General features: G+C 56.5%; 11 protein-coding genes. 1 reads left to right on the top strand and 10 read right to left on the bottom strand.

Annotated features, from left to right (window positions below; genetic code table 11):
* Positions 1-569 precede the first annotated feature (569 nt).
* On the bottom strand, positions 570-1,694 hold the full coding sequence (locus tag D7M11_RS07810; protein ID WP_120746606.1) for an SGNH/GDSL hydrolase family protein: 1,125 nt from the start codon (positions 1,692-1,694) through the stop codon (positions 570-572).
* A 98-nt stretch (positions 1,695-1,792) separates the two neighbouring features.
* Positions 1,793-2,614 (bottom strand): class I SAM-dependent methyltransferase, encoded by an 822-nt coding sequence (locus D7M11_RS07815; protein WP_120746607.1) that lies wholly within the window; start codon positions 2,612-2,614, stop codon positions 1,793-1,795.
* A 258-nt stretch (positions 2,615-2,872) separates the two neighbouring features.
* Between D7M11_RS07815 and D7M11_RS37265 the strand changes: the two genes are divergently transcribed.
* On the top strand, positions 2,873-3,541 hold the full coding sequence (locus tag D7M11_RS37265) for an IS3 family transposase (protein ID WP_120746608.1): 669 nt from the start codon (positions 2,873-2,875) through the stop codon (positions 3,539-3,541).
* 58 nt (positions 3,542-3,599) lie between these two features.
* On the opposite strand, the gene D7M11_RS07825 is transcribed toward D7M11_RS37265, so the two are convergent.
* From D7M11_RS07825 to D7M11_RS07860, 8 genes are all read right to left on the bottom strand, one after another.
* Positions 3,600-4,739 (bottom strand): serine hydrolase domain-containing protein, encoded by a 1,140-nt coding sequence (locus tag D7M11_RS07825; protein WP_240040998.1) that lies wholly within the window; start codon positions 4,737-4,739, stop codon positions 3,600-3,602.
* A gap of 302 nt (positions 4,740-5,041) precedes the next feature.
* Entirely contained in the window at positions 5,042-6,232 is a 1,191-nt protein-coding gene (locus D7M11_RS07830; protein WP_120746609.1) for an anhydro-N-acetylmuramic acid kinase, read from the bottom strand.
* The gene (gene nagZ, locus D7M11_RS07835; protein WP_120746610.1) at positions 6,229-7,869 is read right to left on the bottom strand and encodes a beta-N-acetylhexosaminidase; all 1,641 of its coding nucleotides are present in this window, start codon (positions 7,867-7,869) and stop codon (positions 6,229-6,231) included. The genes D7M11_RS07830 and nagZ overlap by 4 nt, the downstream gene beginning before the upstream one ends.
* Before the next feature lie 107 nt (positions 7,870-7,976).
* Complete coding sequence (locus tag D7M11_RS07840) at positions 7,977-8,711, bottom strand: DUF2189 domain-containing protein (protein ID WP_120746611.1); 735 nt, start codon at positions 8,709-8,711, stop codon at positions 7,977-7,979.
* Positions 8,712-8,852: 141 nt separating this feature from the next.
* Positions 8,853-9,965 (bottom strand): ABC transporter ATP-binding protein, encoded by a 1,113-nt coding sequence (locus D7M11_RS07845; RefSeq protein ID WP_120746612.1) that lies wholly within the window; start codon positions 9,963-9,965, stop codon positions 8,853-8,855.
* A gap of 27 nt (positions 9,966-9,992) precedes the next feature.
* Positions 9,993-10,826: a carbohydrate ABC transporter permease gene (locus tag D7M11_RS07850; protein ID WP_120746613.1), complete on the bottom strand. Its 834-nt coding sequence runs from the start codon at positions 10,824-10,826 to the stop codon at positions 9,993-9,995.
* 13 nt (positions 10,827-10,839) lie between these two features.
* Positions 10,840-11,745, bottom strand: a complete 906-nt coding sequence (locus tag D7M11_RS07855; protein WP_120746725.1) for a carbohydrate ABC transporter permease — start codon at positions 11,743-11,745, stop codon at positions 10,840-10,842.
* Positions 11,746-12,042: 297 nt separating this feature from the next.
* On the bottom strand, positions 12,043-13,419 hold the full coding sequence (locus D7M11_RS07860) for an ABC transporter substrate-binding protein (RefSeq protein ID WP_120746614.1): 1,377 nt from the start codon (positions 13,417-13,419) through the stop codon (positions 12,043-12,045).
* Positions 13,420-13,437 lie beyond the last annotated feature (18 nt).

The raw sequence follows: 13,437 nt of genomic DNA on the forward strand, positions 1-13,437 counted from the left end.
CGTTTTGCATCATGAAAAATGAATGAACCAAAGTTCACTATTAGCGAACCTCATTGCGCCAATCTCTTGCTGGACGAGCGAACTCAGCTAATAGCCGAACCAATTTTCAGTATGAATAAACTTAAGTTCAGTAATAGTTACTTTTGGTTCGCTGTTTCTTCAACGGCCCGAGATTGGTCCCAAACAGCGCTGTGAAGTTCACTAATAAGCAAATTAGGCCGACACATCGATGCGCGCTTCGCTGATACGGCCCGCCTCGACGGCGGCGATCGCTTCGATCGCGCGGCGGAACGGCATGAGCTCCATGCCGTTAATGCGCTCCCGTCCGTGCGTAATCGTGGGAATCGGCGTCCGTATCGCCGTGGACGGGAAAATGCTTCGCGGTCGCGCTCCCGGATGAGGCGGGCGATATCCTCGCCCGCTTCATAACCGTGGAAGCCGCAATGAATCATTTGCCCGATCTTTTGCCGCAAAGTCATCGCGGATAAAGCTGACTGAGTCGTATCATTCATCCCCTGGACCCGCTTAGTTCTTAACGTGTGCAAACCGGCTGCATCGTTCGGCTTTCGTTAGGCCAGCTCGCGATGCAGCAGTTCATGAAGCACCGGAGTCAGCGTATCGGCCATCCGTAAAAAGCCGAGGTCGGTCGGGTGCACGCCGTCGACGGTGCACTCGTCGTAGCTGTCCGTACCGAGCAGCGCCGTGCCGTCGAAGAAATGGATGTTCTCGTCTCCCTGGCTGCGGTACATGTCGACCGTTTCCATCTCGACCATCTTCATGTCGAGCCTTTTTTGCAGCAGCTCCGGCTCGAAGCGCTCGCGGGCGAACTGGATTTTGGATAGCACCAGAATCGGCACGTCAGGGTGGACCTCCCGGTAAATCCGGATAAATTCCGGCAGCGTCCGCTTCATCAGCTCCACATCGACCGCATTTGCCTCGTAATCGAGCACGAGCAGCGCCGGGCGCTCGATCTCGCTAATGACGCGAGCCACCTCGGGCTCGCCCCGGCCGTTGCCGGAGAAGCCCAGATTGACGAACTCAAGCGGGAGACGCCGGCTCAAAATGTTTGTATAAGCCATCCCCGGCCGGGTCGCGCAGCCGCCCTGCGTAATCGACGTGCCGTAGATGACGACTTTTTTGTCGCTGCGGTACGGAAGCGGCTCCTTCACCTCACTGCCCGGCACAACCCCGACGTGCACCTCCTGCACCCCTTGGTACAGCGGGAAATTAAGCGTCACATGGCGAAGCTCGGCCTGCTTGTAATCGTACAGGACACACTCATACTCCGTCTGCGAATGATCGTACCGCACCGTCGCGAAATATTGCTGGTCGCCCTGCTCGCCGAGGTACATATCGAAGCCGCATTGTCCGGTCGCCGGCATGTGATACATCCCCGCCTTGCCGCTCAGCTTGACGCGGATCGCCAGCTTCGGCGAGTCCGTCTGGAACATGATCTGCCCGCCTGCCGTCGAATTGGCCAGTTGGTCTACTGCCCTAGGAAGCGTATGCTTCGGCTGCATAGGCAGCCTCCGGTACACGCCGTCCTGGCTGAACCACGGAAATCCGGACAAGCGCAGCGGCGCTTCCTTCGGCGACAGCCATTGCAATCCAAGCTCCCCGTGCTGTTCCAGTTTCATATTCGGATCAAGCTTTTGGGCGTCCACTCGGCCTGATGGGATTGTTTGTTCCGACATCGCAGTGACCTCCATAATTTGCATAGTAATCGTTTTCCCGTCCTTGATTGTACTACAGTCTCAGCCCTGCCATCGAGGTTTTTTTCGTACGATGCCGGTCATACGGATTTTGGCTGAGTGCAAATAAACAGTCCCGTTTGCTTCGTAATATGGATATAGCCTTGGTCGCTCTTCTTGGTTTCCAGAAATTCAAGGAAATTGGACAGCCGCCCATCGCGCTCGATCGCTTCCCTCAGATGGCTTCCGACGGAAAACATATAGGCGGCCAAATCAGAGGCGCTAGTCACATGCAAATCGGATTGGAACGGGAGCAGCCGGACTTGTCCAAAATGGCTTTGCAGAAGCGCGCCGCCGTTTTCCATGCCAAATGCGATCGCGTTCTCCGGCTTCGCGGAAGCGAGTGAAGAATCGAACTCGCGGACGAGATCGTACAATTCGATCATGTGGCGATGGCCGTTCGTAGCCGCATAAAACGACCCGGACGGTTTCAAAATGCGCCTCACTTCCGTAAGCGCTTTGCCGATCTCGGGCACGTGATAGAGCATATGGTTGGCTATGGCTATATCGTAAACGCTAGATTCAAGCTGCGTATGCTGAATATCCGCGATCCGGTATGTAAGGCGATCCTGATCCGCCTCGCCCACTGTTGCTTGCGCTTTTTGCAGCATTCCTTCAGACATGTCGGTCAGCAGCAGCTTCCAGCCGCCGTTCATTCGGCTTTTGTTTTTGCCCCAGAGCGCTCCGCTGCCGCAGCCAAACTCCACAATGCGGCTGGTCTCGCCGAATGCTATATGGTCAAATACCCACTCATGCCAGTCGGCCGAGTTCGTGCTATACATTTCGTGCAGCCGGATGCGGATGTCCAGATTGGAAGAATCGCCATACTGCTTGTTCAAAAACGACTTCGAATTGGTAATCATCAGTTTCCCCTCCCTCGTATTTCCAGCTTAACAAGGAAAGCGGGCGGGCGCAATGGTGCAACTCGGTATCGTCACCGCGTCTCAGCGCTCCTTCAGTCGTTACGAGTACGGTTACGCTGGCCGCGACCTGAATCGCCGAGTATAAAAATGTTTTTCCTCTACTTTTGCAAAAAGTGAGTGTGCTAATGAGTTAGAATTTAATAAGTGGACATCCGTTAAGAGAAGAGGAATAATGAACTTAACAAGGAGGCATTCACATTGGGTGAACAGCGACGACGGTATAACGAAGAATTTAAACAGCAAACGGTGAAATATATGCAAGATCAGGTGAAGAGCTTGCCGGAGATTGCGGATGAACTCAACATTCCGCTAAACACCTTGTATCAATGGAAGGCCAAATATCGTAAGTTCGAGAATAAGTCGGTCCCAGGCGCAGAGAGAATCCGCGAATTAGAACAGCTTCTCAAAGAGAAGGAGCTCGAGGTAACGGCCAAAGATCAGCAGCTCGCCGAAGTGGAGGAGCAACTGGCCATCGTAAAAAAAGACAGTGCCCATCTTCAGCAAACCAAAGAAGTAAGATTCCAGTTCATCGAAGCTCATCGTTCCGAGTTTCGAGTGGAGAAGATGTGCGAGGTTTTTGCAGTATCCAGGAGCGGCTATTACAAATGGATTCAGAGCAAAGCTAACGAGAACAGCTACAAGAAACGCAGGGCGCTGCTGCTGGCGAGAATCACGCGGCTGTTTCTGGACTCCAACAAGCGGTATGGGAGCCCGCGGTTGACGAAACTCCTTCAGCAAGAGGGCTGGACGGTATCCGAGCGTTTGGTCGGAAAGCTCATGAGGGAAAGCGGCTTGCATTCCTCCCTAAAGAATCGTGTAACCGCAACCGACTCGAACCACGATCGGCCGGCGCCCCCAACGTGCTGAATAGAAAAAGGAGCCCGGTTAACCCGAGCTCGCTCCATTATTTATACGAATCCGCTGGTTACAGGCACGCTGCCGCCACTACGTTGTGGAAGCAGCCCCGAAGTCTGGCGACGGATTTCTCCCTTCCGAAGTGAACCCGGTTTGTGAGCAAGACGGCGAAACAGTCCAGCGCCGGGTCCATCCAGATGCTCGTTCCCGTAAACCCGGTATGCCCGTAACACGAGGGCGACATCAGGTCCCCGGACGCGTCGAACGAATCGCCCTTCAGCACCCAGCCGAGCCCTCGCGCTGCCGGCAGCTGGTCCGTGCAGCTGCGGGTCGCCGCAGCGACGGACGCTTCGCTCAGCAGCCTGCCGGTGTCACCGATGCGGCCGCCTGCGAGCCACATGGCGGCATACTTCGCCAAGTCCTCCGCCGTAGAGAAGAGGCCGGCATGCCCGCTCACCCCGCCCAGCGCCAGGGCATTCTCGTCGTGTACCTCGCCTAATTTATGTCTGCCGAGCGCCTCATTGTACTCGGTCGCCGCAATACGCGGACGTTGCCCCTCGGCCTCCAGCGGCAGGAAGCGCGTATTGTTCATGCCGAGCGGAGCAAATACGTACTTGGCAGCAGCTGCATCAAGCGGCTCGCCCGTCAAGACCGATACGATTTCGCCGAGCGTGATGAAGCCGAGATCGCTGTACACCGCTTTCGTTCCAGGCTCGTAGTCGAGCGGTCGGGAAAACACATGCTGCTTGATCTCCTCCGGCGTCCATCCGTGCGAGTACATGTTGATATGGGAAATGAGGCCGGACGTGTGCGTCAGCAGCTGCCGGACCGTAACCGCTTCTTTTCCACCGGCCGCGAACGCAGGGATATACTCGGCTACAGGGTCGCTCAGCCGCAGAAGTCCTCGCTCTACGAGCTGAAGCACCAGCGGCAGCGTCGCCACAACCTTCGTCAGCGAGGCGCAGTCGTAGATCGTATCCGTTCGGGCCGGTATAACGGCCTCTCCCGCGTGGTCCGTCACCACCGCCGCAGTATGAGCTGCTCCTGTCGCGTACAGGCCCGCGATCCGGCCGTGCCGCCCGATAAGCGCTACCCCGCCCGGCGTATCGCCGCGTGTTACCGCGTCATCGAGCAGCCGGAAAGCGTCGCGCAGCTTTGGTTCGTCCATATTTGCAGCCGTGGCGCCGGGCTGGATTTTTTCCATCGACATATCAACCGTTCCTCCCATTGTTCGAGCACAGCCGTTCGCTCCGCCGATAGCTCAGCTTCATTCAGCCGAGTCCGTTCGGTGCGGTATACTGCGCTGCGCCTTTATATTCTCACTCGGCACGGCCGGAACTCCGTTATGTAATAACTGGAAAACCTGATGTTAATTTCTCGAAAACCCGTTGTTTATAGAGAATAGATGGAATTCCTCCCGCTATCGGAGGCTTTTGAGGAGCCCCCTACGAATCGGCGGTAATAGCGGGAGAACTCCTGTTACAACCAATAATCAAGCCACAGCCAACACCGTTACCCCGGCAGCGCCAGCTTGCCCATCACTGTCGGCACCGGCGCACCCGTCGCCGAAGGCAAATTGTTCGGCAAGCCGAACAGGAAGTTGTTAGCAAACAGCGCGAACGCTACCGCCTCCTTGGCATCGCTCGAAAGACCGAGCGCGTCGGACGTCGTAATCGTCTGCTCCGGCAGCAGTCCGGCCAGCATCGCCAGCAGCGTGCGGTTATGCGCCCCGCCTCCGGATACGATCACCTCGCGCGCCGGAGCGGCGGGCAGCACAAAGTCGCGATAGCTCTGCGCAATCGAATGCGCCGTAAATGCGGTAAACGTCGCCACAATATCCGCGTCGCTCCGCCCTTGCTCCTTCATCCGCTCCATCCACAACTGCGCGTACGCTTTGCCAAACACCTCGCGGCCGGTCGTCTTCGGCGGCAGCATGGCGAAATACGGATGGCTCATCATCTCCGCCACGATCCCCTCGTCGACGCTGCCTTCCTTCGCCCACTGCCCGCCGTCGTCATAGCTGCGCGCTCCGCCCGACAGCGTATAGACGGCCTGGTCGATCAGCATATTGCCCGGCCCCGTATCGAAGGCGATGATCTGCTCCGGCAGCCCGCCCGCCGGAATGGCCGTGCAGTTGCCGATGCCGCCGATATTTTGCAAAATGCGCCCGATCTTCTCGTCGCGGAACAAAATGAAATCGGCATATGGCACGAGCGGAGCGCCTTGGCCTCCGACCGCCATATCGGCGGTGCGGTAGTCGCCTACGACCGGCTTGCCGGTCCGTTTGGCTATCACCGAAATGTCGCCGATCTGTAGCGTCGAGCGCACAAGCGACCAATCGGCAGCATCCGCCACCGGAATATGCCATACGGTTTGCCCGTGCGAGCTGATTAGGTCGATGTCGTCCGGCGACAGCCCGGCTTCCTTGGCTGCCTTAAGCGCGGCTTCCGCAAACACTTCCGCGATGTAAAAGTTCATGCCGCAAACTTTGGCCACGTCCGAATGTTCGACGCTGCAAAGCTCCTTCAGCTTCTCGCGCAGCTTGTCGTCATACGGCGTCGACGTAAATCCGACGAGCTCCGCCTTTGTCTCCAGCCCTTTGCCGCTAACCTTCACCACGGCCGCGTCAACCCCATCCAGCGAAGTGCCGGACATCAAGCCGACGATGAGCCGGCTCTCCTTGCTTACGACGTTTGCAATCATGGCTTGTTCCTCCCCGATCCGACCGGATATGCAGCGGATATTGTCACCGGCGTACGGCCCTTCGCTTCGATTTGCCCGGCCAGAACCTTCGCTGCGGATTGCAGCGCAAGCGGCCGCGATTCATAAGCCGCCACATAGGCGGGCACTTCCGGAAACGCCGAGATGTCATAAGGGTTGCGCAGCGCGACGACAACCGGCTGAACTCCTGCTTCCAGCATACTACGAATAAGCGCAGATTGATCAGGACGGAAAGAGGCATTGTACGTACCGACGACGACCTGCGCGAATCCCGCAGCGCTGCGGACCAGCTCCTCCGCCTCGTCTCCGACCCGGTCCAGCGCTACCGTACGCTCCTCCACCGGCACGCCCAGCGCGGCTATAGCCTGTCCGAGCGTCACCGGCAGGTCAACCGACTCGTCGACCTCGGACACCGCCGACGCCAGCACGCTCACGACGAGCGTCCGCTCGCGGCGCAAAGGCAGCGCGTCCGCTTCCGCCTTGACGAGCGTCACGCCCGCTTCGCTGATGCGCTGCGCAATGTCGCGATGCTCGCGGCTGCCGACGCGCCGGAACGCCTCGCTCGCAGCCGTCGTCACCGACTCGGCCGTCACGCCGCGCTTCCGCTTCATCGCGAGCAGGCGCGTCACCGACTCGTCGATGCGCGCTTCGCTGATTCGGCCCGCTTCGACGGCGGCGGCGATCGCTTCGATCGCGCCCTCCTGCAAGTCGTGGCGGTGGCTGATCAGCACGCAGTCGGCTCCCGCCTCGACCGCCATAACGGCAGCAGCAACCGTGCCGTAATGATCGGCGATCGCCTTCATCTCCATACAGTCGGTCATGATGACGCCGTCAAAGCCAAGCTCCTCGCGCAGCAGTCCCGTCAGTACGGAGCGGGACAGCGTTACCGGCAGCTTCTCCGCCTCGAAAGCCGGAAAATAAATATGCGACGACATAATCGCGTCGATGCCGGCTTCAATCGCGCGGCGGAACGGCACGAGCTCCACGCCGTAAATGCGCTCCCGTCCGTGCGCAATCGTCGGCAGGTCGAGATGGGAATCGACGTCCGTATCGCCGTGGCCGGGAAAATGCTTCGCCGTCGCGCTCACGGCCGCTTCCTGCAAGCCGCGGACGGCCTGAACGCCGTACCCGGCGACAAGCTCCGGCGATTCGCCGTAGGAACGCACCCCGATCACCGGGTTGTTCAGATTAACGTTCACATCGAGCACGGGCGCATAGTTCAAGTTTACGCCAAGCGCACGCAGCTCGTCGCCGGTTACCCGCGCCGCGTCGTAAGCCGCTTGCGCTTCTCCCCCTGCGGCGATTGCCATATTGCCCGGCATCAGTGCGACGCCTTCGGTCAAACGGGCGACCATCCCGCCTTCCTGGTCGATCGCGATCGTCAGCGGCGACAGTCCCGCCTCCAGCGCGATCCGCTGCAAATTTGCGTTCAGCGCCGCCACTTGGCGGACGTCCCGCACATTGCGGGCGAACAGGATAACGCCGCCGATATGGCGCTCCCGGATGAGGCGTGCAATATCCTCACCCGCTTCGTAGCCGTGGAAGCCGCAATGAATCATTTGCCCGATCTTTTGCCGTAGAGTCATCGCGGATAAAGCTGGCTGAGTCGTTTCATTCATCGTCCATTCAACCTCTTCTCCCTGTAGTATGCATCCTAGAACAAAAACCGCCGAACAAGTTCGAGCGGTTAGCGTTTCTTGCTGTTTTTCTATGTTGGCTGCTCCGCTTAACGTCCAATCGCCGAGGCGGCTTCAAAACGCTCGCCCGGGCGCGTTCCTTCCTCGCTTTTTTGCGGCGATCCGCTCTCGCCGTCCTCTTCTTGTTCCGGTCCCGCCAGCACATTGGCCGTAACCAGGTTGGAGAAGATGCCATACATGCCGAGGAACAGACAGCCGAAGCCGACGACCGTAATGCCGAGCAGCGCGGACAAGCTGATGAGCTGCACGAACGCTCCGATCGTATAGCCGGGATGGCGGAGAAACAGCTTGACGCTGCGACCGATGGCGGCAAATACGCCGATCCGCTCCTGTACAATCAGCGGAAGCGCGTAAAGCTGCGAAACGAACACCATCGCTACGAAATACGTTTGGAAAATGGCGACGGCGAGGTGCAGCGTACCGCTTTTGCCCCCGTAATACCACCACGTCGACACGATAATGAGAATAAAGAGCGAGTAAACCAAAGCAAGCACCGCCGACGGGAGAAAAAACTTCGCCGCACCCGCAAACAGCTCCCGCACCTTCATCCGCCCGCCGGTTTTCGTCCGATGGCTAGCATACAGCGCCCCCGCGCAAAGCGGAACAAAAATAAACGGCAGCAAAAACAGCGAGATGCCGATCGGGATGAAAAATACGAACGGAACGAGCACGAGCGCTCCGACGATGCTGAGCAGCGCGACGGGCACAATATCCTCGTACACTCGCTTGGCGGACTGGACGACTACATAGCTTAATTTGCGCATTGCGATTCTCCCTTCGCGCGAGTAACTGGACTTCGTAATCGGTATGGACAAAGGCGGATCGGAAAAACCGACGGCAGGCGTTTATCGGTTTATCTCACCGTATCGCCTCGTTCCGAACATTCCCAAACCGCCCCGTTCCCATTAAACGATGATCCGCTCTTCCGTTTCCGGATCGAAGAAATGCATTTTGTTTTGGTCGAAAATGAACGTCATGTTTTGGCCAATCCGCACATCCGTTTCCGGATTGACGCGAGCAGTGACCATCCGGGCGCCGACACGGAAGTAAAGCAGCGTTTCCGCACCCAGATGCTCGATTACCTGCACGGTCGCATTCATCGCGTTTATTTTCGCGACAGACATTTTCTCCGCGAACACTTCGTCGTAAATATGCTCCGGACGGACGCCGAGCGTTACTTTTTTGCCTTCATACGCCTTCAGCGCCTTAACCATCGCTTCCGTCAGCGCAAACGAGGCGCCTTCCAGATGCACCTTGCCGCCCTCGACGGTTGCGTCCATAAAGTTCATGGCCGGGGAGCCGATGAAGCCGGCGACGAACATATTTTGCGGCTGGTTGTACAGAACGGACGGCGAAGCGATCTGCTGCACGCGGCCTTTGTTCATAACGATGATCCGCTCGCCGAGCGTCATCGCCTCCACCTGGTCGTGGGTTACGTAAACGATCGTCGCGCCGAGGCGCTTATGCAGCTCGGACAGCTCGACGCGCATCTGGATCCGCAGCTTCGCGTCCAGGTTCGACAGCGGCTCGTCAAACAGGAACACTTGCGGGTCGCGCACGATCGCGCGGCCTACCGCCACACGCTGGCGCTGCCCGCCGCTGAGTTCCTTCGGCTTGCGGTCGAGCATTTCGGTCAGCCCGAGAATGTTCGAAGCTTCCATCACTTTTTTCTCGATTTCGTCCTTCGGACGTTTCAAGTTTCTCAGCCCGAACGACAAGTTTTCCTTAATTGTCATATGCGGGTACAGCGCATAGTCCTGAAACACCATCGCGATGTCGCGGTCTTTCGGGTGCAGGTTGTTGACGATCCGGTCGCCGATAACAATATCTCCGCTCGATTGGGTTTCGAGACCGGCGATCATCCGCAGCGACGTCGTTTTGCCGCAGCCGGACGGACCTACGAAAACGACAAACTCTTTATCCTGAATGACGAAGTTCGAATTGGACACGGCCGTGAACGTTCCGCGCTTTTCGTCGTGATATTCCTTGACTACATTTTTAAATTCAACTTGTGCCATAGCTTGTTGCTCCCTTCTAAACTGCGATTAGCCCTTGACCGCTCCGATCGTAATGCCTTGCAGGAAATATTTTTGCAGCGAGAAAAACAAAACCATCATCGGCAGCGCGCCGATCGTAGCGCCGGCCATAATCGCGCCGTAGTCCGTCGCTTCCGCGAAACGGAAGCTGGCCAGACCGACCTGAATCGTTCGCATCGGGTCCGTCTGGGTGACGAGCAGCGGCCAGAAGAAATCGTTCCAGGTGGCCACGAAGGTGAAAATCGCCAGAACGGCAAGACCCGGCTTCGCCATCGGCAATATGATTTTGCGGAAAATGCCGAACTCGCTGCACGCATCGATGCGCGCCGCATGAATGAGCGACGTCGGCAAGGTGGACATGTACTGCTTCATCAAGAAAATGTTGCCTACCGTTACGATCGACGGCAATATAACAGCGGTATACGTGTTGGCCAGGTCCAAAACGTTGATGACCAGAACGTATAGCGGAATTAGCGTAACTTGGGCCGGAATCATCATCGTGCTGAGCAGTACCCAGAAGATGGTATTGCGTCCCGGAAATTTCAGCTTGGCGAACGCATATCCGGAAAGGGAAGCGAAAAAGACGTTGGTGACCGTTACAATCGTAGAGATGAACAAAGAGTTGAACAACCAGCGAAGCGCGTTCGTTTTCGTAAAGAACCGTTCATAAGGCGCGAGCGACCAGATGGTCGGCCACATTTGCGGCCGGAAAGAAGCCGACGATTGCGAATCCTGGAACGAACCGATAATCATCCAGTACAGCGGGATGATCGTAATTACGACCCATAACATCAGAACGGCCGCCGCGATGCTAATTAAAACGACTTTGGCTTGCTTGGACATAGCGACCGCCTCCTTAATATTCGATGTCCGACGAAAAATATTTGAACTGGATGACCGATACGAGAATGATAATGCCCGCCAGCACGAACGACTGCGCCGAGGCAAGACCGAAATCGTAGAAGTTAAACGCCGACTGGTAGATCAGGTAAGCGATCGTCGTCGTGGCGTAGTTCGGACCGCCGGAGGTCATCAAGTACACACTTATGAACACCTGGAACGACGTAATAACACCTGTGACCATCAGATACAGCGTCGTCGGCTTGAGCAGCGGCCACGTAATTTTGGTGAATTTCGCCCAGCCGCTGGCATGATCGATATCCGCCGCCTCATACAGCGACTTCGGAATGCCGCCCATGGCCGCAAGGTACAGGATAATGCCGCTGCCGTGCGCTCCGAGAATGTTCATCAGCATGAGCGAGTACAGCGCAATGTTCGACTGCCCGAGCCAAACGACCGGGTCCAGACCGAACATGCCGATCAGCCGGTTCATCAGACCGGACGAAGTCGGGTCGAAAATTGCCAGCCAGACGAGCGAGATCGTAACGCCGGACGCTACGGCCGGTAAGTATAACGAAGCTTTGAAGAACGTTTGCCAGCCGGTTTTCATCTGGAAGATGAAAAACGCCAAAATGAACGTGATGGCGATATTAAGCGGCACCGTGCCGATGGTGAAAATGACCGTATTTTTGATCGATTTCCAAAATACGTTGTCCTTGATCATGTAGGCATAGTTGTCGAACCCGATCCATTTGGACTGCATGACGTTATATTTTTGAAAGCTCATCATAAAGGCCGAAATGACCGGATAAAACGTAAACAGCAAAAACAGCAGCACCGGGGCTAAAATGAACAGATACGCCCAGCCGTAATCTTTCCAAAACTGAACGAATTTCGTGTTCGGCGCTTTCGGTCCCGGCATTACTCCGACCGATTTATTCTCCATCACTATCCTCCTAAATGGTCCCCCAAAAGTGAAGACAAGCTTCGCAGCTTATTCCGAATACTTTTGGGGGAGCCCCCATACCCCACCCCAAAAAGTGAAGTTTACTCTTGGTGCCGATTCCTAGTACTTTTCGGGGACCCCGGAAAATCAGCCCCCACTACTCCACCCCAAAAAGTGGAGCTACTTACTGATGCGTATTCCTTTTCGGCGCGTTACGAGAAACGCCCCATATGCTGCCATACAGGGCGTCTCCCACACGCTCGTTTTTTTCAATTAGCGCAGCATTTGCTGGCCTTTCGATTTCAGTTCTTCCACAGCGGCTTCCGGCGTTTTCTCGCCTGCGAGCAGCGCCTGGAATACCGGCTTCTCCACTTGCTCGCGGTATTGCTTCAGCTTCGCCGCTTTGTCCACGTCGATGCTCAGCGCCACTTGCGGAGCGAGGCTTTCGCGCATTTTTTTGGAAACCGTGAAGTTGATTTCTTTCGCGAGGCCTTTGCCTTCGAAAGCTTTCGCTTGCGATGTGCGCACGAACGGCAGAGCCAGCTCGTTAGCCGAGTTACCCGCTTGGGCGCCGCTCAAAGCTTCCATCACGAGGAATACATTCTTCTTGTGCTGCTCGTTGTTCGCGCCTTTTTGCGTGAAGGCGATGTAGCCTTCCCCGCCGCCGGTCGTTACGCCGTAACCTTTAACGGAAGCGGAATGCGGAACCGGAAGCTGGATGTATTCGATTTTCTCGCCTTGCACTTTGCCGGAGTCGATATCCTTGTTGCGGTTTGCGATCATCACGTCATAGTAAGGAATCGCTTTGCTGATAATCGCCGCTTGTCCGGCGTAGAACATTTCCGAACGTTTCGCCGGCTGAAGGGCGACCGTTTCCTTCGGCAAAATGCCGTCTTTGACCAGCTTATTAATGAAAGTAACCGCATCTGCAATTTTGCTGTCGTTCCAGATGAAGTTGCCTTTTTCGTCGACTGCGTCGACCAGGCCGGCGTTGCGGGTAATCATATCCAAAAAGTCGAGCGACGTGCCGTCGGTAACGAGCGCGTATTGGGTGTTGCCGTCAGGCAGTTTTTTGTTCAGCTTTTTGGCGGCTTCGAGGAACTCGTCCCATGTCCAGCCGTTTTCCTGGATTTTTTTGTAGTCGACGCCTGCTTCTTCGAGGATGCGTTTGTTCGCTCCCCAGCCCCACAGCGACTGGTACAGCGGCATGCCGTACTGTTTGCCGCCGAACTTCATCGTATCGAGCGTGCCCGGCAAAAAGTCTTTTTTGATGTCGTCGGTCAAGTAGCTGTCGATCGGCAAAGCCAGACCCGTGCTCACATATTGACCGTTCATGCCACCGAAATACAGATCGGGCGGATTGCCTGCGTTAAGCGCAACGTCGAATTTTTTCGGACCTTCGGCCCAGGACATCACTTCATATTCGACTTTAATGTTCGGATACGTTTTGTTGAAGTCAGCGACGAGCAGCTTGATATCGTCCTCGTACTTGCCGTGAACCGGATAAGTCCAAACCTTCACCGTATCGGGCGCGCTGCTCTGATTGTCTGTTCCCCCTGCATTTGGCGTTTCTGCCGCTTTACCGCATGCAGCCGTAACGGTTGCGATTACGGCTACCATCCCAATGGATAACCACTTGCCATATTTCATTGCTTTGTTCCCCCTTAG

This window comes from Paenibacillus ginsengarvi, from assembly GCF_003626695.1.
In the GTDB taxonomy this organism is placed as follows: Bacteria; Bacillota; Bacilli; order Paenibacillales; family NBRC-103111; genus Paenibacillus_AB; species Paenibacillus_AB ginsengarvi.

Excerpts from the sequence above, each read along its gene's own strand:
- D7M11_RS07810 (WP_120746606.1), bottom strand. The coding sequence starts at position 1,694 with ATGTCGGAACAAACAATCCCATCAGGCCGAGTGGACGCCCAAAAGCTT.
- D7M11_RS07815 (WP_120746607.1), bottom strand. The coding sequence starts at position 2,614 with ATGATTACCAATTCGAAGTCGTTTTTGAACAAGCAGTATGGCGATTCT.
- D7M11_RS07825 (WP_240040998.1), bottom strand. The coding sequence starts at position 4,739 with ATGTCGATGGAAAAAATCCAGCCCGGCGCCACGGCTGCAAATATGGAC.
- D7M11_RS07830 (WP_120746609.1), bottom strand. The coding sequence starts at position 6,232 with ATGATTGCAAACGTCGTAAGCAAGGAGAGCCGGCTCATCGTCGGCTTG.
- nagZ (WP_120746610.1), bottom strand. The coding sequence starts at position 7,869 with ATGAATGAAACGACTCAGCCAGCTTTATCCGCGATGACTCTACGGCAA.
- D7M11_RS07840 (WP_120746611.1), bottom strand. The coding sequence starts at position 8,711 with ATGCGCAAATTAAGCTATGTAGTCGTCCAGTCCGCCAAGCGAGTGTAC.
- D7M11_RS07845 (WP_120746612.1), bottom strand. The coding sequence starts at position 9,965 with ATGGCACAAGTTGAATTTAAAAATGTAGTCAAGGAATATCACGACGAA.
- D7M11_RS07850 (WP_120746613.1), bottom strand. The coding sequence starts at position 10,826 with ATGTCCAAGCAAGCCAAAGTCGTTTTAATTAGCATCGCGGCGGCCGTT.
- D7M11_RS07855 (WP_120746725.1), bottom strand. The coding sequence starts at position 11,745 with ATGCCGGGACCGAAAGCGCCGAACACGAAATTCGTTCAGTTTTGGAAA.
- D7M11_RS07860 (WP_120746614.1), bottom strand. The coding sequence starts at position 13,419 with ATGAAATATGGCAAGTGGTTATCCATTGGGATGGTAGCCGTAATCGCA.